Raw genomic sequence first — 18,215 nt, forward strand, 5'->3', positions numbered from 1 at the left:
AAGGTGAAAGGGGAAATCTTATGACGAAAAAAAACCTGGAACGTGCATCGTTCAATAATCCGGTCTTTAAAATATCAGCCATCATCGTTGCACTATTTGCCTTATGGGGAATGCTTTCACCAGAAAGCATGACAAAAAATGCGGCTGCTATCGCCAATTATATCGGCAGTTCATTTGGTTGGTTCTACTTGGTTTCAGTCGCCTTTTTTGTGGCGTTTTGTCTATTTCTTGCGTTTAGCAAGTACGGCAATATTAAACTTGGACAAGAGAATGAAAAACCGGAATTTTCATTTTTCGCTTGGATCAGCATGTTGTTCGCAGCTGGTTTTGGCGCTGGGATTGTCTTTTGGGGTGTCGCTGAACCGTTGACGCATTTTGCAAATCCCCCCAATGGAAGCATCGAACCGCAATCGGCAGAAGCGGCACGAGTTGCTATGAATTACTCTTTCTTTAATTGGGGGTTGCATCAATGGTCGGTTTTTACACTTGTAGGATTGGCGCTTGCTTATTTTCAATTCCGTAAAAAAAGCAAATTGCTCATAAGTGAGACACTTGATGGAGTTTCCAAGAAGAAAATGAACAACACATTGAAGAAATCCATAAATATTCTGGCAGTTGTCGCTACAGTAACCGGCGTCGCTACATCCCTCGGCATGGGAGTGTTGCAAATAAACGCCGGCCTCAGCCATGTCTTTTCATTGCCGGACAATGCAGGGATGCAGATTGGGATCGTCAGCATCATGTTCGTCTTATTTACCTTATCCGCTCTTACTGGCGTCAATAAAGGGATTAAAATTTTAAGTAATCTCAATATGTTTTTAGTTGTCGGGTTTATGCTGTTCTTTTTGTTTAATGGACCCACCGTTTTTATTCTTGAAACCTTTGTACTTGGGATCGGCGATTACATAACAAACTTTATCGGAATGAGTTTTCAAATGTCTCCTTATACGGGAGATCCATGGGTAAAAGATTGGACAGTCTTTTATTGGGCGTGGGTCATCACATGGTCACCGTTTGTCGGCTCGTTTGTTGCCCGCATATCAAGAGGGAGAACAATCCGCCAATTTGTTACCGGTGTTATGATTGTTCCCCCGCTAATTGCTTTCGTATGGATGTCTATTTTTGGAGGAACCGGTATCTACATGGATTTGTTCCAAAACACGGAGCTGTCCACAGCTGTCTCAGAAAATGTTGCTACAGCCATTTTTGTTTTTTTAGAGCAGTTCCCGCTTTACGGTTTGCTGTCTGCACTAATGCTCGCATTAATCATGATTTTCCTGGTCACTTCAGCCGATTCAACGGTTTACGTGCTTGGGATCATGACTTCTGACGGCAATGAAAATCCGTCGAATGCTGTCAAAGGAATTTGGGCTGTATTAATTGCAGTCATTACGGGTGTGTTGATTGTCAGCAGTGGGTTGCAGGGTCTTCAATCCGTAGCTTTGATAGCTGCCTTACCGTTTACGGTCATCATGCTACTGATCAGCGTGTCGTTAATGAAATCTCTGTCTCAAGAAAAGTTCGAAGTTGTCACTGAGGAAAGTAAACCGAAATTAAAACCAGTTCAACTACCAACAAGCAAGTCTTTAGTTGCAGGCAAAATGGCGAAGAAGAAATACTGACTATCCCTAAAGATGGTTCTGTCAAAATTCGATGGGACCATCTTTAGTGTTCTTGAATAACTACATAAATTGAACGAAAGAATTAGTTTTTTTGACTCCGCTAGTATAGAAATGAAGAAGTCGCTCCAGTCAGACGCTTTCTTACCTATAGTCAAGTGCTTTCTTGGTAAATTTTCGGAAGGTAAGACAGAGTAAGCCGTAAAGCCATTCATACAGAATGGCTTTACGGCTTGTTTTCATAAGAAGAAAATCAGTTATAGGCATATGTGATTGAGTAAAAAGACTCATTTAGCTTTTTGTGCTCTTTTTTGTGAATAAATTTCCCGATTACGGAAAACTGAAACTTCTGCTAACTTTAGAGATGTGGCAGAGCCGTCAAGTCGGCAAAGTGTGAAAGTGCGGGACGCCGCATCTGGATCCAGGATGCTATAAACCATATTGGAAAAGGGGATTGAACGATGAAAAAATCGGCAAAATTCATTATGACAGCAATGCTGACAGCTACCTTGCTTATACCGGCAATGGGCGTCAGCGCAAACGGGGATTCCATTGAAAAAGCGAACGGCAATGAGAAATTCCGTGTATTGGTTGATACGGCAAATCAGAAAGAGCTGAAAAGTGCTAAAAGTCAATACGGTGTTAAGTGGGATTTTGAAAACGAAGGATTTACCACCAATATGAATGAAAAGCAGTTTGAAGCTCTTCAGAAAAATAAAAATATAAAAGTCCAAAAAGTTCCGGAATATAGCATTGAAGAAACATCATCTGAACCGCTGGCTAAATATTCGACAATGGCGGCCTCTCAGTCAACGCCATGGGGCATCAAAGCCATCTACAATAATTCTAACCTTTCTCAAACCTCCGGCGGAGCAGGCATTAACATTGCTGTACTCGATACGGGCGTCAATGTAAACCATGCAGATTTAGCGAACAATGTGGAACAGTGCAAAGACTTTACACTCAGCGCTAGCATCACGAATGGCACTTGTACAGATCGTCAAGGACACGGAACGCATGTTGCGGGATCTGCGCTTGCGAACGGCAACGGAGGCTTGTATGGAGTAGCTCCACAAGCTGATCTTTGGGCGTATAAAGTATTGGGAGACGATGGATCTGGTTCTTCTGATGATATCGCAGCAGCTATTCGTCACGTTGCCGATCAAGCGACAGCTTTAAGAACAAAAGTGGTTATCAACATGTCATTAGGATCGTCTGCTGAAAGTAGTTTGATTACGAACGCTGTTAACTATGCTTATAACAAAGGTGTACTGGTTATTGCAGCAGCAGGGAACTCAGGACCAAACCAAGGCTCCATCGGATTCCCGGGTGCTTTACCGAATGCAGTGGCAGTAGCAGCACTTGAAAATGTTGTTCAGAATGGCACATACCGTGTAGCAGACTTTTCTTCACGCGGCTATAGTTCTACAGACGGTGATTATTCAATTGGCAAATACGATGTTGAAATTTCAGCTCCAGGTGCTGCAGTTTATTCAGCTTGGTATACAGGCGGCTATGCGACAATCAGTGGAACCTCGATGGCTTCACCGCATGCAGCTGGACTTGCAGCAAAAGTTTGGGCCACGAACCCAAGTGCAACCAACGTTCAGGTACGGGCTAATCTTCAAAACCGTGCAAAAGCATATGACATCCTTTCGGGATTAGGTGCTGGGTATGGTGACGATTATGCATCAGGCTTCGGTTTTTCACGTGCTCAGTAACTAGATTACGCAATTATTGAAAGCGACAACCCTGTCAGAAATGTCGGGGTTGTTTTTTTATGGTATATTTTATTTATTCTGTAAAAAAGGGTGAAATTATGAATGTTGGTTCTATCATCAAGTATTATCGAACAAAAAACAGGCTGACCCAGTCACAATTGGCGGAAGGCATCTGCTCGATTTCACATTTAAGCAAGATCGAATCCAATGCCTACAGCCCACATGAATCGACTATAAAAGCTTTGTTGTTGAAGATGGGCGTTCAACTGACCAGTGAAGTTGAAAAACATAGGCGCCTAGAAAGGATGATTGAAAAATTTATCGATTGCTCACTTCATTACGACCTGAATACGATGAGGGAGATATACAAGCAACTGGAAAGGGAAAATGAGTATATCCAATCCACTGATTTGGTCAATCAATACGAACTTTATAAATTCCGCTTCTATATTTATGACAACAATCCTGCCAAAGCAGAGCAGCAGAAGAAACTGCTGGAACGTATGAAAGCGTCTTTTTTGGCGCCGGAGCATTGGGTTCATCAATTTTTTCAATCGCTGTACTGCTCCATGATGGGCGACAATATAAAGTCTCTTGAATTTCTTAATAGCTTGGATCTTGGCATCCAAAGCATCCCCCAGAAATTCGAAGGGGAGTTCTATTACCAGAAGGCCAGAATGCTGGTCCTTGCCGACCGTTATGAATTATCGGCGCATTTTGCCGAATTGGCAGTCCGATCTTTTCAGCTCCATCATAACTACATCCGGCTGCTCCATGCCCAAATGCTTCTGGCAATCAATTATACCCGCAGAAATCTGTTGGTTCAGGCAGAAAGCCTCTACGAAGTGCTGATTCGTAACACCCACCTGACAAAGCAATCAGCATTGCACAATCAAACACTCTATAATTACACAGAGCTGCTGAGGATGAAAAATGCGCACGGTGAAGCTTTGGAGATTCTTCAGGCCTTAAAAGAGAAAGTAGAACACAACACTTATTTCTATAAAGCAGTCCTGACCAGCCTGCTGGAGTCCATGGTTGAAACAGGTCAGCATTCTTCCGTACTGATTGAAGAGTTAAAGTCGATAAGTGGTGCGCTGGAAGATAAATATTTTCATATTTATGCCAATTATTTCGAGAAAAGAAATTTTTCCCAACCAGACCTTATGGCCTATTGTGAAGAAAAAATGTTCCCGTTTTTCAGAAAATATGGTTATATAAAGGAAACAAAGAATATTGCTGCGGAACTTGCAATCCATTACAGCAGTCAGCAGCAGTGGGAAAAAGCTTATTACTATCAATCTTTCTGGGATGAGAATGGCGGTGAATTTGAATGATGAAAAAGAAATTATTTGTCCTGTCAATTGTCTATGCAGGGTTAATGGCTATCGTTACACTTAGCGGGCCAAATGTGTTACCTCCAATCTAATTATCCGGAAAAAAGCTGCTCACTCTTGAGCAGCTTTTTTCATGGCTTGAAGTCACGTATGACAGTAATGGGAAGGGGGAAGGCCTATGTATAAAAAAACTCAATATGTTTTGAGCGGAGACAAGCCGACCTTGGTAGAAATCCGCGATTATGGCAAGCCCGATTTTCCAGTATTGATCGCAATTCAACAGGAAAGTTTTCCACCACCATTTCCGCCCGAACTTTGGTGGAATCCGGAGCAGTTGACGAATCACGTAGAATTGTATCCAGAAGGCGCTCTATGCACCGAAGTTGAAGGGGAAATGGTCGGATCGATTACAGCGCTGCTGTCTGATTTTAATCCTGCGCAGCCGGAACATACCTGGCAGGATGGCACGGACAATGGCTCCATCCGCAATCACAATCCTGCTGGCAAAACCTTGTATATCGTCGACATTTGTATCCGGCCGAAATACCGTTCTTTGAAACTTGGTCAGCTGTTGATGCAGGCTATGTATGAGCGTGTGGTGCAGGACGATTTAGAGCGCCTACTTGGAGGGGGCAGGATGCCTGGATTCCATGAATTTTCCGATCGGCTCACTGCTGAACAGTATGCAGCTCAAGTAGTGGCGGGGGAAATTAAGGATCCGGTCATTTCCTTCTTGCTGCGTTGTGACAGGATGCCGATATGCGTAGTGGTGAATTACCTGACCGACGAAGAGTCCGAAGGATATGCATTGTTAATGGAATGGAAAAATCCTTTTCGGCATCACCAGCAGCCACCGAATAGGCCAAACGTATAAGAACCAGGGAACATCAAATCCGAAGTAGCCTGGCAACTCCTTGTACATTGAATAAGTAGATAAAAAAACAAGCCGTAGACTTTCAGCTTGTTGAAAAAGTCTTCGTGCTTTCATTTCGCTTCGGGCGGACGCGTTCCATGGGCACGGCTTCTGCCGCTCTCTTCGCTGCGCTCAGTCCAGTGGCTCCAGCTCGTGCTGTTCCCGTTGGAGTCGCCGCCTCCCGCTACATCCAAGAAAGAAAGTAGTTACGAAGTGGTTTGGAGAAGTGTCCGTTCGACACCTGCGGGAAAGCGATACGGCCGAGACCCGCGGTAAGCTTCGGAAAACGACGGCTTGTTAGAAGTTTCTTGACAGCCGTAGACTTTGCGGCTTGTTTTTGCATGTTTATAGATTATAACGGAAAGCTTTGACGACGATGCCATCATCCAAAGGTGTGAAATCGAGTGAAGCAACCCGCTCAAAGCCCATTTTTTCGTAAAGGGCAATGGCATTTATCATGAAGCTTCCTGTGTGGAGTCCGATAAATCTCTGTTTGCGAATTTTGGAAATGTCGATGCAATGTTCGACCAGTGCCTTGCCGACTCCGCGTGAACGGAAATTTGGACTGACTGCCAACAAGCGGATTTCCGGATATGCAATCGTATCTGTCTTCCAGTCGTATGCTTTGGACGCTGCAGGAAACAGCACCACACTGCCAGCAATCTCTCCGCCGATTTCGGCTACAAACACTTCAACGCCCGGCTGTTGGTCATTGTCGGAAGCCAAATTGGCTTTCAGCAGTCCCCAATGCTTTTGCGAGAGTTCTTCCTGATAAGGCATATATGAGTTAAGGCGCTGCTCTTTCAATAAATGGAATTCATTCTTCTTAGCTTCACGGATCAACAAATGACCATCTCCTTTTACTCGAAATTTTTAGCGTTGTAAAATATTTACTGGGAATATTTATTTTCATCAAGGATACGAGTAGATTGTTTTTAAAATTTCCTGATGAAAAGTTATTGTAGACAAGGTAATTATATAGAGATATATTGCATACGACAAGGAAAAGGAAAGGCGCAGGTTTATGAAAACGCATACATATGTAAATTAATTGACAATTAAAAAAATAATGAAATATTATTTTTTAATTCATTGAATTCTGACAAATGTGCTCTATAATATATAGAAAAGAAAGGATAGGATAATTATGAAAAAAGATTTGCGCATCAACAGTAAAGTTTTTGAAGGAGCAATGAAAGCGCCTAACCGAGCCATGCTGCGTTCAGTAGGTGTGACAGATGAAGATTTTAAGAAACCGATGATAGGCGTCGCTAGTACGTGGAGTGAAGTGACACCGTGTAATATACATATTGATGACTTAGCCATCAGCGCAAAAAAAGGCGCAAAAGAAGCTGGAGGCGTTCCATTTATCTTTAATACAATTACCGTTTCTGACGGAATTTCAATGGGAACAGAAGGCATGAAGTATTCTCTCTCAAGCCGAGACGTCATTGCAGATTCGATTGAGACCGTAGTAGGAGCAGAAAGTTTGGATGGCTTAGTGGCAATTGGCGGCTGTGATAAAAATATCCCAGGCTGCTTGATCGCAATTGCAAACTCTGAGGTCCCCGCTGTTTTTGTTTACGGTGGGACAATTGCTCCAGGACGCCATAACGGACAAGATATTGACATTGTCTCGGTGTTTGAAGGAGTAGGCCAGCACAATAATGGCGACATCAACGACAGTACGCTTCGCAGCATCGAATGCAGCGCTTGCCCGGGAGCAGGATCGTGTGGCGGCATGTATACGGCCAACACGATGGCATCGGCTGCTGAAGCGATGGGAATGAGTTTGCCTGGAAGTTCTTCTAACCCAGCGGTATCAGCTGAGAAATTAGCGGATTGTGAAAAAGCTGGAGCAGCAGTACATAATTTACTTGAACTGGATATTTATCCAAAAGATATCATGACCAAAGAAGCGTTTGAAAATGCCATTACCGTGGTCATGGCACTTGGCGGATCGACAAATGCCATTTTGCATTTATTGGCGATTGCTCACGCAGCAGAAGTAGACTTGACGATTGACGATTTTAATCGCATGCAAAAAACCGTGCCGCATTTGGCTGATTTGAAACCAAGTGGCAAGTACGTCATGCAAGATTTGCACCGGGTCGGCGGCGTTCAAGCTGTTATGAAAATGCTGCTCGAAGCAGGTTACCTGCATGGAGATTGCATGACGGTCACCGGCAAAACAGTGGCTGAAAATCTGCAGGCGGCTCCTGCTTTGCAGGAAGGCCAAAAAGTCATCATGCCTTTCGACAATCCGAAACGCCAGGATGGTCCATTGATTGTCCTGAAAGGAAACCTTTCTCCGAGCGGAGCAGTAGCAAAAGTCTCCGGGGTAAAAGTGAAGCGCCATACTGGACCGGCTCGCGTGTATAACAATGAAAAAGAAGCAACCGAAGCTGTTATGGCTAACGAAATTAACGAAGGTGATGTATTAGTCATCCGTTACGTAGGGCCAAAAGGCGGTCCAGGGATGCCAGAAATGCTGTCGGTATCGGCAATTCTTGTCGGGAAAGGAATGGATGCTTCCGTCGCGCTACTGACAGACGGGCGCTTTTCGGGTGGAACACATGGACTTGTCGTTGGCCATCTTGCACCAGAAGCACAAGTTGGCGGACCAATTGCTTTGCTTCAAGAAGGCGATATCGTTACCATCGATTCGGAGCTGCAGGAGATATCCATGGACGTATCCGAAATGGAACTGGAAGAACGCCGCAAGCATTGGATAGCTCCACCGCTTCACAGAAAAGGCGTACTCGGCAAATATGCGCATAATGTTTCCTGTTCTTCAAAAGGGGCAGTTACCGATTACTTAAATCGATGAATCGACTGAGATGTATTCGTTTGCTTAAGCAGATTTCATTGCTTAATTGAATAAAGACCAGAAATGAACAGACTCACCAGGATGTTTTTCATTCCTGGTGAGTTATCCTAATTTAAAAAGTCGGAATATTAAAACCATTCATGGTAGCTGCTATGAACTATTGTGATGGACTAGCAAAAGCTAGCGGTTCAGAAACAAGGTTTGAATGGAGATGTTGTCCGGCATGTCGGCGACGGCAGTTACTACGTTTTGCTGATGATCGATGGAAAAGATCCTGTCGAAATGGCAAGATCCGGAAAATTCGATCAGTATATTGGTGATTATGTCCTTGCACGTGGCGGTTCAATAACTATCATGCAAGCGCTTAGCAAGACATTGAATCCGCATCATTTATTGAATCCAGGGAAATTTTTCCAAGTGACATAGAAAGCAAGCATTATTACAGGATTTATCTCCATGAAGGCAGGCTTTCAAAACCAGATAATCTTTCGTTGCATAGAGGAATTGGACTGGCGATTGGAGCAGGATAAAAAAGGGGGAAATAATAATGACGAAGAAGAAATTTGGATTTGTTTCAATGATGTTGGCAAGTACCTTAGCCTTAACGGCATGCGGAGGAGCTGACAGCGATTCATCATCAGGAGAAGAAGGTTCAGAAGAAACCTATGTTTTACAGGCAGGGCACTCATTGCCTGATGACCACCCTTATCATCTTGGGTTTCTAGAGATGGCAGAAGCAGTGGAAGAACGTACAGACGGCCAAGTAAAGATTGAAGTTTTTGCGAATAGCGAAATCGGGGCAGAACGTGAATTGACAGAAGGCATGGGCTTGGGAACAGTCGATTTGGTCGTTTCTTCAACAGCTCCCGTCACCAACTTTGTTCCGGAATTAGGGGTATTGGATGTCCCATTCCTCTTCCAGGACCGGGAATCGGCAGTGGAAATTTTAGAAGGCGACATAGGAGATGAGTTATTCACTAAAATGGAAGAAAATGGGATAATAGGCTTGTCTTGGGGAGAAAATGGATACCGCCACATCACCAATGCAGTTCGCCCGATTGAAACTCCTGAAGACTTGAAGGGCTTGAAAATCAGAACACAGGAAAATGAAATTCATTTAGCCGCTTTTGAAGCGTTAGGTGCGCAGCCGACTCCAATGGCTTGGACCGAAGCAATTACTGCATTGCAGCAGGGAGTGGTGGATGCACAGGAAAATCCAGCCATTGTTGCGGACCAGTTCAGTTTATATGATGCGAACCAGAAATACATGAGTTTAACGGGCCACGTTTATTCCGTAGCCATTTACATGATGAGCCAGCAGACATACGATGAATTGCCAGAAGAGCTGCGTGATATTGTTGTCGAAGAAGGACAAAAAGCAGGGGCGAGAGAGCGCGATTTGATCGTTGAAATGGAGAAGGAATCGCTTCAAAATTTGAAGGATAATGGGATGGAAATCATAGAAGACATTGACACCGCACCTTTCCAGGAAGCAGTGCAGCCAGTCTATGAAACAATTGAACATCAAGATCTGTTGAATGAAATTCTGGATGCTCAGTAAGCTAGATGATCAACTAAAAGAAATCTGAAAAGAGAGAAATTATTCTCTCTTTTTTATATCGGGGGAAAGGCGATGAAAAAATTAATCGGTTATATGAATTTCGGCATCAAACATGTATTGAATCTTATTATGGGCTTGCTGGTCACCGTCGTTTTTCTCCAGGTGATTTTTCGGTTCATCCTGAATTCACCTCTTGCCTGGACCGAAGAATTAGCTCGATACAGCTTAATTTGGCTGACGTTTTTAGGTGCAGCCTACGCCATGTCTTCAAAGGCCCATATCGGAATGGAGTTTTTTGTGAAATTATTTGCTGCCCCTGTCCGCCAGGCGCTCTATAGCATAGCGACATTTGCAAGCCTGCTTTTTTTCTTGTTGATGGTAATAGAAGGATATGACTTATCTATGCAGGGGATGTCACAAACGTCACCGGTGCTGCGAATTCCAATGGGGATGATTTATATGATCATTCCGGTGAGCGGTATAATCCTGCTTATCAATATGGCCTCGCAGTTTTCAAAAGACTTTAAAAGCGGGGGTGTCTAAAGATGGCATTGGTGTTGTTTATCTTGCTGCTGGCTTTATTTTTAATTAACGTTCCAATCGCTGTGGCGCTTGGGTTGGCTTCAACTCTCGTATTCTTTCTCGATGGAAACGTTTCGTTGATTGTCATTATCCAGCGGATGTTCAATTCTGTTGATTCGTTCCCGTTGATGGCGATTCCCTTTTTTATTCTGGCAGGTAAATTGATGGAAAGTGGTGGGATTTCCCGGCGGCTGATCCATCTGGCTAATGTTATTTTTGGTCGTGTCAAAGGGGGGCTCGGCATCGTATCGATTGTCGCCTGTGCTTTTTTTGCTGCCATTTCGGGTTCTGCCGCTGCGACAACTGCTGCAGTAGGAGCTTTAATGATTCCAGCAATGGTCAACAAAGGTTATGACAAAAGTTTTGCGACGGCCATACAGGCAGCCGGCGGAACAATCGGAATCATGATTCCGCCAAGTGTTCCTCTAGTGCTTTACGGCGTGGCAGCTGGCGTTTCTGTCAGTGAATTGTTCATCGCGGGAATTGTTCCTGGTTTGTTCGTTATGGTTTCGCTGATTTTACTGGTCTACCTAATTTCCCTGAAAGAGGGGTATGGCGGAGGCGAAAAATTCGGCTTCAAAGATTTCTTTAAGGCATTTTTCGACGCGTTCTTGGCGTTGATGATGCCGGTGATTATTTTGGGCGGCATTTACGGCGGAATTTTCACACCGACGGAAGCTGCAGTCGTAGCGGTTGTCTACGGATTGTTTGTCGGGATCTTCATTTACCGTGAAATTAAATTGGCAGACCTGTCAAGAATTTTCTCTTCATCTGTTGTTGTGACGGCAGTCATCATGTTCATCATTGCAGGAGCTTCCGTATTTGGCTATTATTTGACTCGGCAGCGGATCCCGGCAGAACTGACCGAGTTGATGCTCAGTGTGACGGATAATTGGATTATTGCATTATTGATTATCAACCTGCTGCTGTTGATTTGTGGTGTTTTCCTAGAAACTTCAGCGGCTATCATTATTTTAACGCCGATTCTCGTGCCTATTGCCAGTGCGCTTGAAATCGACCTGGTGCATTTCGGTATCATTATGATCGTCAACCTGGGGATTGGATTTATCACGCCGCCGGTCGGAGTCAATCTATTTGTCGCTGCGAATATAGCGGGAACGAAATTTGAAAGCTTGGTGAAAGCAATTGTTCCATTTGTCCTGATTATGATTGTTGATGTACTGATTATTTCGTTTATTCCAGGAATCAGTTTATTCCTTATTGGAGACTAAGCAATTGGAGGAGAATTTATGACAGCGTATAAAATAGCGGTCCTGCCTGGAGATGGCATTGGACCTGATGTCACCAGGGAAGCGGTTAAAGTGTTGGAAGCCTTAAAGCAACAGGATTCAACATTCGTCATCAATTTTGAAGAATTTGAATGGGGCAGTGAATATTACCTGATGCACGGCCATATTATGCCGAAGGATGGACTGGATCAGCTGAAAGATTTTGATGCGATTTTGTTTGGCGCAGTGGGAGACAAGCGTGTGCCGGATGAAGTGACCATTTGGGAACTGATTATGCCCATCCGCAAAAATTTCCAACAATACGTCAACATGCGGCCAATCAAACGGTTAGCCGGCATTGAATCTCCTCTGAAAAATGAGCAGCCAATCGATTTCATGGTGTTCCGTGAAAATGCGGAAGGTGAATATTCGAATATCGGCGGCCGTCTGTACCAGCAACAGTCGCAGGAAATGGCTATCCAAAACACCGTCATCACCAAGCAAGGTGTTGAGCGCATTGCAAAATATGCATTTGAGTATGCCCGAAAAAATAACAAGTCTAAAGTGACGAGCGCTACAAAATCCAACGCTATCATCCATTCGATGAAGCTATGGGATGAGGCTGTAGAGGGTATAGCCAAAGACTATGAAGATATTGAATTCGAAAGTAATTTCATTGATGCACTGGCCGCTTATTTCGTGATGCGTCCGGAATCCTTTCAAGTGGTCATCGCTTCGAACCTGTTCGGAGATATTTTGACGGATCTTGGAGCGGCTTTAGTTGGAGGCCTGGGCGTATCACCATCAGGCAATATCAATCCTGAAGGCAACTTCCCCTCCATGTTCGAAGCCATTCACGGTTCAGCACCCGACATTGCAGGCAAAGGAATTGCCAATCCGATTGCGCAAATCTGGTCAGCTGCGTTAATGTTGGATCATTTAGGGCGTGCAGATTTGTCGGCTGCAATCGTTGATGCCATCGAACAAGTGATCCAAGACGGAGAAGTGCTGACACCGGATTTAGGAGGCACTTCCACTACGCAGGAAGTCGGATCGGCAATTGCGGAAAAAGTCCGTCATTTGGTGACTAAATAGGAGGAGATACACATGAATATAGATACTAAAGTAGCGATTGTTACGGGTGCTGGCGGCGGAATGGGTAAAGTAGTCGTCGAGCAATTTTTGGCACAAGGAGCAAAAGTGGCGGCAATCGACCTCCACGTCGGCGGGCTCGCGGAATTGGAAGTTCAATATCCGGAGCGGCTACTGGTTATTCAAGGGAATTTGACAGATGAACAAAGTGTGGAAGCTGCTATTAAAAGAACTGCTGAAAAGTTCGGACAGATTGATGTATTGGCAAACGTCGCTGGGATTGCACAAGCAGCAACAGATATTGAAAAAGTTTCCTTGAAGGACTGGGAACGCATTATGGCAATCAATTCAACGGCGGTCTTTTTAACTTCGCGTGCTGCAGTTCCTTATATGAAACAACAGAACAGCGGGACAATCATCAATGTCGCCTCCGTTTCTGTAGATCGTCCGCGTCCAGGATTGAATGCCTATGTAGCTTCAAAAGGAGCAACGATTTCTTTGACGAAAGCGCTGGCTATTGAATTGGCTCCTTATAACATAAGGGTCAACGCGATTAATCCAGGCCCTGCCGATACGAAGATGCTGGGTGAATTTACAGCAGCTGGCAGTGATGAAGGAGAAACGAAAGAAAATACATTCCGTAAAAGCGTACCACTAGGTGAATTGATCACGCCGGAAGCGATTGCGAATTGTGTTTTGTACCTCAGTTCCGATTTAGCGAAAATGATGACTGGCAGCGTAGTGAATGTTGACGGAGGACGCGGAATCTAATAGAAGAGAGGTGCAGAAAAATGAAAAAGCTGCAGATGTACGTAAATGGAAAATGGCTAGACAGCATCGCGAAAGAACGGTTCGAAACAAAAAATCCGGCGACCGGGGAAGTACTGGCAGAAATTCCAAGAGGGAAAACAGAAGATGTGAATGCAGCAGTCGAAGCAGCCCGCGCAACATTTGAGTCGGAAGAATGGCAGTCTTTTCCGCCGATTGAAAGAGGAAGAATCTTACATAAAATAGCGGACGCCTTACGGACGGAGATAGAAGAAATTGCTTTGCTGGAAACGCTAGATACCGGAAAACCCTTGACGCAGGCGCGCAAAGATGTCGAGGCCTCGGCACTGTATTTTGAATACTACGCGGGAATGGCCGACAAGATTTTCGGTGAAACCATACCAGTTCAACCGGGAATTCTGGATTATACGCTGCGGGAACCGATTGGTGTAACGGCACATATTGTTCCGTGGAACTACCCACTACAAATCATCTCACGCTCTACCGCAGCTGCAATTGCGACCGGTAATACTGTCGTAGCGAAACCCGCGGAAGACACGCCATTGACCGCCATCAAATTAGCGGAGATCTTTGATCAAACTGCTTTGCCGAAAGGTGTCTTCAATGTGGTGACCGGCTATGGCTATGAAGCGGGAGCTGCGATTTCTGAGCATCCGGATGTTGACCATATTACCTTTACGGGCTCTGTCAAAACGGGTTCCGCTGTCATGATGGGAGCTGCCAAGAACGTCAAACCGATAACTTTGGAACTTGGCGGGAAATCACCGAACATCATTTTTGACGATTGCGATCAGGAAGAAGCAGTGGAGTGGGTTGTTCGTTCCATTATCCAAAATGCCGGACAAACCTGTTCGGCAGGATCTCGTCTATTGATACAGCAGTCCATCAAAGATGAGTTTCTGAAAAAGGTAGTGGCAAAAATGGAAATGATTCAAATCGGCAAGGGAGTAGACGATTTGGACCTCGGTCCGATTCTTAATGAAAAGCAATTTGCACGTATCTTGGAATTCATGGAAGTCGCCAATAAAGAGGGTGCAACATTCCTGACAGGCGGGCAAAGGCAGGAAACAGCTGGGCTCAAAAACGGCTATTTTTTCCAGCCGACTGTCATAGACGGGCTTGCGCCGAAAAGCTATGTAGCACAGGAAGAAATTTTTGCACCGGTCGTCGCCTCTTTTTCATTTGAAACGGAACAGCAGGCGATTGAATTAGCCAATGGTACGGAATACGGGCTAGTGACTGGTGTTTGGACAAAAGATGGGGCACGGGCACATCGTGTGGCCAGTAAAATTCGTGCGGGCCAGGTTTTCATTAACAATTACGGTGCAGGCGGAGGAGTGCAGATGCCATTCGGTGGGTATAAGAAAAGTGGATTTGGCCGAGAAAAAGGGCTGGAAGCTTTGCGCAATTACACTATTTTGAAGAATGTGGCACTGAAGTATTAAAGGTTCGAGAATTGGAAAAGGGATGCCCTCGATTAGAGGACATCCCTTTGTTTGTTTAAGGTAACTATAATTTGTTTTGACTCAATTTTTCAACCCATGTTACTGGGGAATCATTTCCATTGAAAGTATTACTTTCAGTACCGCGGTCATTGTTCCACTGGGTGCTTTCTAACCTAAGCAACGTAAACCCTACCTTCTTTTACGTCCTTGCGATCCTTAAATCGCGCCAGTGTGAATAAGTATTCTCAAAAACATTATCGTAGAATGCCAGATTATCAAAATTTACCAGTTACCTTTATGTTAACTAGGTAAGTATCTCACATAATTTAACGGATGTCAATTCATTAGGTTGAAGAAGGGTAAAAAAATCTGCTATATATTGAAGAAGTAAGTAGCTTTTAAAAATCGCTTCGACCGCTTTGGGCAAGGCTCCCGCAAAAAGGTGGGAAATGCATCCAGCTCTTTGCTCCATCCAGCCCTTGGATGCGCCTAGACTGAGAAATCCAAATGTAAAAAAGCTTCTGTATTTCTTCTGTTCTAGTTAATATAGAAGAAACAAGTCGCGCCGTTGCTTTACGGATTTTCAATGGCAACTGATGCAGAAACTGTAGCTCTTGATTTTCAGTTATCTCGGCTATTGGACCAATAAAAAAATCTTACGAGGACTTTTATTTTTGTCTTTCTAGTATTGGTGTATAATTGGATGCATTACTGATGGCGGAAGAAGGAGACTCTTATGGATAAGCATTATGCAGATGACAGCTTGGCGCTACATACAGATTTATATCAAATCAATATGTCGGAGGCTTATTGGGCAGACGGCATGCACGAGCGAAAAGCGGTTTTTGAATTATTTTTCCGCAAACTGCCTTTTGGCAATGGCTATGCCCTTTTTGCTGGATTGGAACGTGTCTTAGACTACTTGAAAAACTTCAAATTTACGGACAGTGATTTGGAGTATCTTCAGGAAGAACTCGATTACAAGCAGGATTTCCTCGATTATTTGCGGACTGTCCGATTTACGGGAAATGTCTATTCGGTAGTGGAAGGCGAATTGGTTTTCCAGAATGAAGCGTTGATTCGCGTTGAGGCGCCTCTTGTAGAAGCGCAATTGATCGAAACCGCCTTATTGAATATCGTCAATTACCAGACCCTGATCGCGACAAAAGCGAGCCGCATCAAGCAAATTGTGAAAAAAGAGCGGGTCATGGAATTCGGAACCAGGCGCGCCCAAGAAATGGATGCGGCAATCTGGGGAACCCGTGCTGCATACATTGGCGGGCTTGAAGCGACCAGCAATGCACGGGCAGGCAAGAAATTCGGCATTCCGGTGGCAGGTACGCACGCCCATTCGATGGTGCAGGCCTATAAAGATGAATACGAAGCATTCCATGCATATGCCAAACGCCACAAGGACTGCGTATTTTTAGTGGATACATATGATACCTTGAAATCCGGATTGCCTATCGCCATAAAAGTGGCGCAGGAGTTAGGAGATCAAATTAACTTCCAGGGAATTCGGCTGGACAGCGGAGATATTGCTTTCTTATCCAAAGAAGCTCGGAAAATGCTGGATGCTGCAGGTTTTCCGAATGCGGAAGTAGTGGTTTCAAATGATTTGGACGAATACACGATTTTAAATTTAAGGGCTCAGGGCGCCCGTGTGGATTCCTGGGGCATCGGGACGAAGCTGATCACTGCCTACGATCAGCCCGCGTTGGGAGCAGTTTATAAATTGGTCGCGATTGAAAATGAAAACGGTGAAATGGAAGACACCATTAAAATTTCAGGAAATGCAGAAAAAGTCACTACGCCTGGACTGAAAAACGTTTACCGAATTATTGATAGGGAAAATGGGAAGTCAGAAGGCGATTATATCGCCATGCATGATGAAGATCCTGCTTCTCAGGAGCGTTTAAAAATGTTCCACCCGGTCCATACTTTTGTATCGAAGTTTGTTACGAATTTTGATGCAGTCAATATCCACCGTAAAGTCGTTGGAAATGGTGAGATTATTTATGAGAACCCAAGCTTGCAGGAAATGCAAAGCTATGCAATCCAAAACATGGATTTGTTGTGGGATGAATATAAGCGTTCATTGAATCCTGAAGAATACCCAGTGGATTTAAGCCAAAAATGCTGGAATAATAAAATGAAAAACATCCAGGAAGTGCGGGAAGCAGTTCATGACTTTATTGAAGATGGAGGAGGATTCTAATGTCTACTTTACAACAGCAAATTATTGAAGAGCTGAAAGTACAGCCCTCTATTCAACCAAAAGAGGAAATTGAATGCACGGTCTCATTTTTAAAAGAGTACCTGAAGCATCATTCGTTTTTAAAAGGATTTGTGTTAGGGATTTCAGGTGGGCAGGATTCTACATTGCTCGGCAAGATGACTCAGATGGCAGTCAATCAGTTGAACGAAGAATCAGGTGGCCATAACTACGGGTTTTACGCCATTCGCTTGCCATACGGCGTGCAGTTTGACGAACACGATGCCAAAGGTGCATTGGATTTTATCCAGCCAACCAAACTTTATACCATTAATATCAAAGAAGCTGTTGATGCCAGCGACCTAGCATTGGGACAAGCCGGCATTGAATTGTCCGATTTTGCAAAAGGCAACGAAAAAGCCCGTGAGCGGATGAAAGCCCAATATTCAGTAGCAGCCATGCACAATGCTGTCGTTTTGGGAACAGATCATGCAGCTGAGGCTATTACCGGGTTTTATACGAAATTCGGAGATGGGGCAGCTGATCTCACACCACTTTTCCGTTTAAACAAGCGTCAGGGCCGTGCTATGTTAAAAGAGTTGGATGCTCCTGAACATCTGTACATGAAAATTCCAACTGCAGATTTGGAAGAAGACAAACCAGCTATTCCTGATGAAGTGGCTCTCGGCGTAACTTATGAAATGATTGATGATTATTTAGAAGGCAAGAAGATTCCAGCAGACGCTCAGGAAAAACTGGAAAATTATTATTTGAAAACACAGCATAAACGGCAGTTGCCTATTACTGTATTTGACGATTTCTGGAAACGATAATCAAAAGCAGGGCTCCTTCGTGAGTTGCTGCTTTTTTATTATGGGAAAA

Annotated in this window: 15 protein-coding genes; 14 read left to right on the plus strand and 1 reads right to left on the minus strand. The window is 44.2% G+C overall.

Features of this window, described 5'->3' with window-relative positions; translation table 11 throughout:
- Window positions 1–20 precede the first annotated feature (20 nt).
- From BBH88_RS04760 to BBH88_RS04775, 4 genes are all read left to right on the plus strand, one after another.
- The gene (locus tag BBH88_RS04760) at window positions 21–1,622 is read left to right on the plus strand and encodes a BCCT family transporter (protein ID WP_006830290.1); all 1,602 of its coding nucleotides are present in this window, start codon (window positions 21–23) and stop codon (window positions 1,620–1,622) included.
- A 458-nt stretch (window positions 1,623–2,080) separates the two neighbouring features.
- Window positions 2,081–3,340 carry a S8 family peptidase gene (locus BBH88_RS04765; RefSeq protein WP_006830291.1) on the plus strand — a complete coding sequence of 420 codons (1,260 nt, stop codon included), beginning with the start codon at window positions 2,081–2,083 and terminating at the stop codon, window positions 3,338–3,340.
- A gap of 98 nt (window positions 3,341–3,438) precedes the next feature.
- On the plus strand, window positions 3,439–4,677 hold the full coding sequence (locus tag BBH88_RS04770) for a helix-turn-helix domain-containing protein (protein ID WP_238323410.1): 1,239 nt from the start codon (window positions 3,439–3,441) through the stop codon (window positions 4,675–4,677).
- A gap of 178 nt (window positions 4,678–4,855) precedes the next feature.
- Window positions 4,856–5,551, plus strand: coding sequence for a GNAT family N-acetyltransferase (locus BBH88_RS04775; protein ID WP_006830293.1), 696 nt, complete (start codon window positions 4,856–4,858; stop codon window positions 5,549–5,551).
- A 384-nt stretch (window positions 5,552–5,935) separates the two neighbouring features.
- Here BBH88_RS04775 and BBH88_RS04780 read toward each other — a convergent pair whose 3' ends face one another.
- A complete protein-coding gene (locus tag BBH88_RS04780) occupies window positions 5,936–6,436 on the minus strand; it encodes a GNAT family N-acetyltransferase (RefSeq protein WP_065537164.1) in 501 nt (166 codons plus the stop codon).
- 301 nt (window positions 6,437–6,737) lie between these two features.
- Here BBH88_RS04780 and ilvD point away from each other — a divergent pair, with 301 nt between their 5' ends.
- From ilvD to nadE, 10 genes are all read left to right on the plus strand, one after another.
- The gene (gene ilvD, locus BBH88_RS04785; protein ID WP_006830295.1) at window positions 6,738–8,420 is read left to right on the plus strand and encodes a dihydroxy-acid dehydratase; all 1,683 of its coding nucleotides are present in this window, start codon (window positions 6,738–6,740) and stop codon (window positions 8,418–8,420) included.
- 201 nt (window positions 8,421–8,621) lie between these two features.
- Window positions 8,622–8,846 carry an FAD-linked oxidase C-terminal domain-containing protein gene (locus BBH88_RS04790; RefSeq protein ID WP_006830296.1) on the plus strand — a complete coding sequence of 75 codons (225 nt, stop codon included), beginning with the start codon at window positions 8,622–8,624 and terminating at the stop codon, window positions 8,844–8,846.
- A 121-nt stretch (window positions 8,847–8,967) separates the two neighbouring features.
- On the plus strand, window positions 8,968–9,981 hold the full coding sequence (locus BBH88_RS04795) for a TRAP transporter substrate-binding protein (RefSeq protein WP_006830297.1): 1,014 nt from the start codon (window positions 8,968–8,970) through the stop codon (window positions 9,979–9,981).
- A gap of 72 nt (window positions 9,982–10,053) precedes the next feature.
- On the plus strand, window positions 10,054–10,524 hold the full coding sequence (locus tag BBH88_RS04800) for a TRAP transporter small permease (RefSeq protein WP_006830298.1): 471 nt from the start codon (window positions 10,054–10,056) through the stop codon (window positions 10,522–10,524).
- Window positions 10,525–10,526: 2 nt separating this feature from the next.
- The gene (locus BBH88_RS04805) at window positions 10,527–11,795 is read left to right on the plus strand and encodes a TRAP transporter large permease (RefSeq protein ID WP_006830299.1); all 1,269 of its coding nucleotides are present in this window, start codon (window positions 10,527–10,529) and stop codon (window positions 11,793–11,795) included.
- Between the two features lie 18 nt (window positions 11,796–11,813).
- The gene (locus BBH88_RS04810; RefSeq protein ID WP_006830300.1) at window positions 11,814–12,887 is read left to right on the plus strand and encodes a tartrate dehydrogenase; all 1,074 of its coding nucleotides are present in this window, start codon (window positions 11,814–11,816) and stop codon (window positions 12,885–12,887) included.
- Between the two features lie 12 nt (window positions 12,888–12,899).
- A complete protein-coding gene (locus BBH88_RS04815; RefSeq protein ID WP_006830301.1) occupies window positions 12,900–13,655 on the plus strand; it encodes an SDR family NAD(P)-dependent oxidoreductase in 756 nt (251 codons plus the stop codon).
- Window positions 13,656–13,675: 20 nt separating this feature from the next.
- Window positions 13,676–15,118: an aldehyde dehydrogenase family protein gene (locus tag BBH88_RS04820; protein WP_006830302.1), complete on the plus strand. Its 1,443-nt coding sequence runs from the start codon at window positions 13,676–13,678 to the stop codon at window positions 15,116–15,118.
- A gap of 736 nt (window positions 15,119–15,854) precedes the next feature.
- Window positions 15,855–17,336 carry a nicotinate phosphoribosyltransferase gene (locus BBH88_RS04825; RefSeq protein WP_065537163.1) on the plus strand — a complete coding sequence of 494 codons (1,482 nt, stop codon included), beginning with the start codon at window positions 15,855–15,857 and terminating at the stop codon, window positions 17,334–17,336.
- Entirely contained in the window at window positions 17,336–18,166 is an 831-nt protein-coding gene (nadE, locus tag BBH88_RS04830) for an ammonia-dependent NAD(+) synthetase (RefSeq protein WP_065537162.1), read from the plus strand. Before BBH88_RS04825 ends, nadE begins: the two co-directional genes overlap by 1 nt.
- Window positions 18,167–18,215 lie beyond the last annotated feature (49 nt).

This window comes from Planococcus antarcticus DSM 14505 (assembly GCF_001687565.2).
In the GTDB taxonomy this organism is placed as follows: Bacteria; Bacillota; Bacilli; order Bacillales_A; family Planococcaceae; genus Planococcus; species Planococcus antarcticus.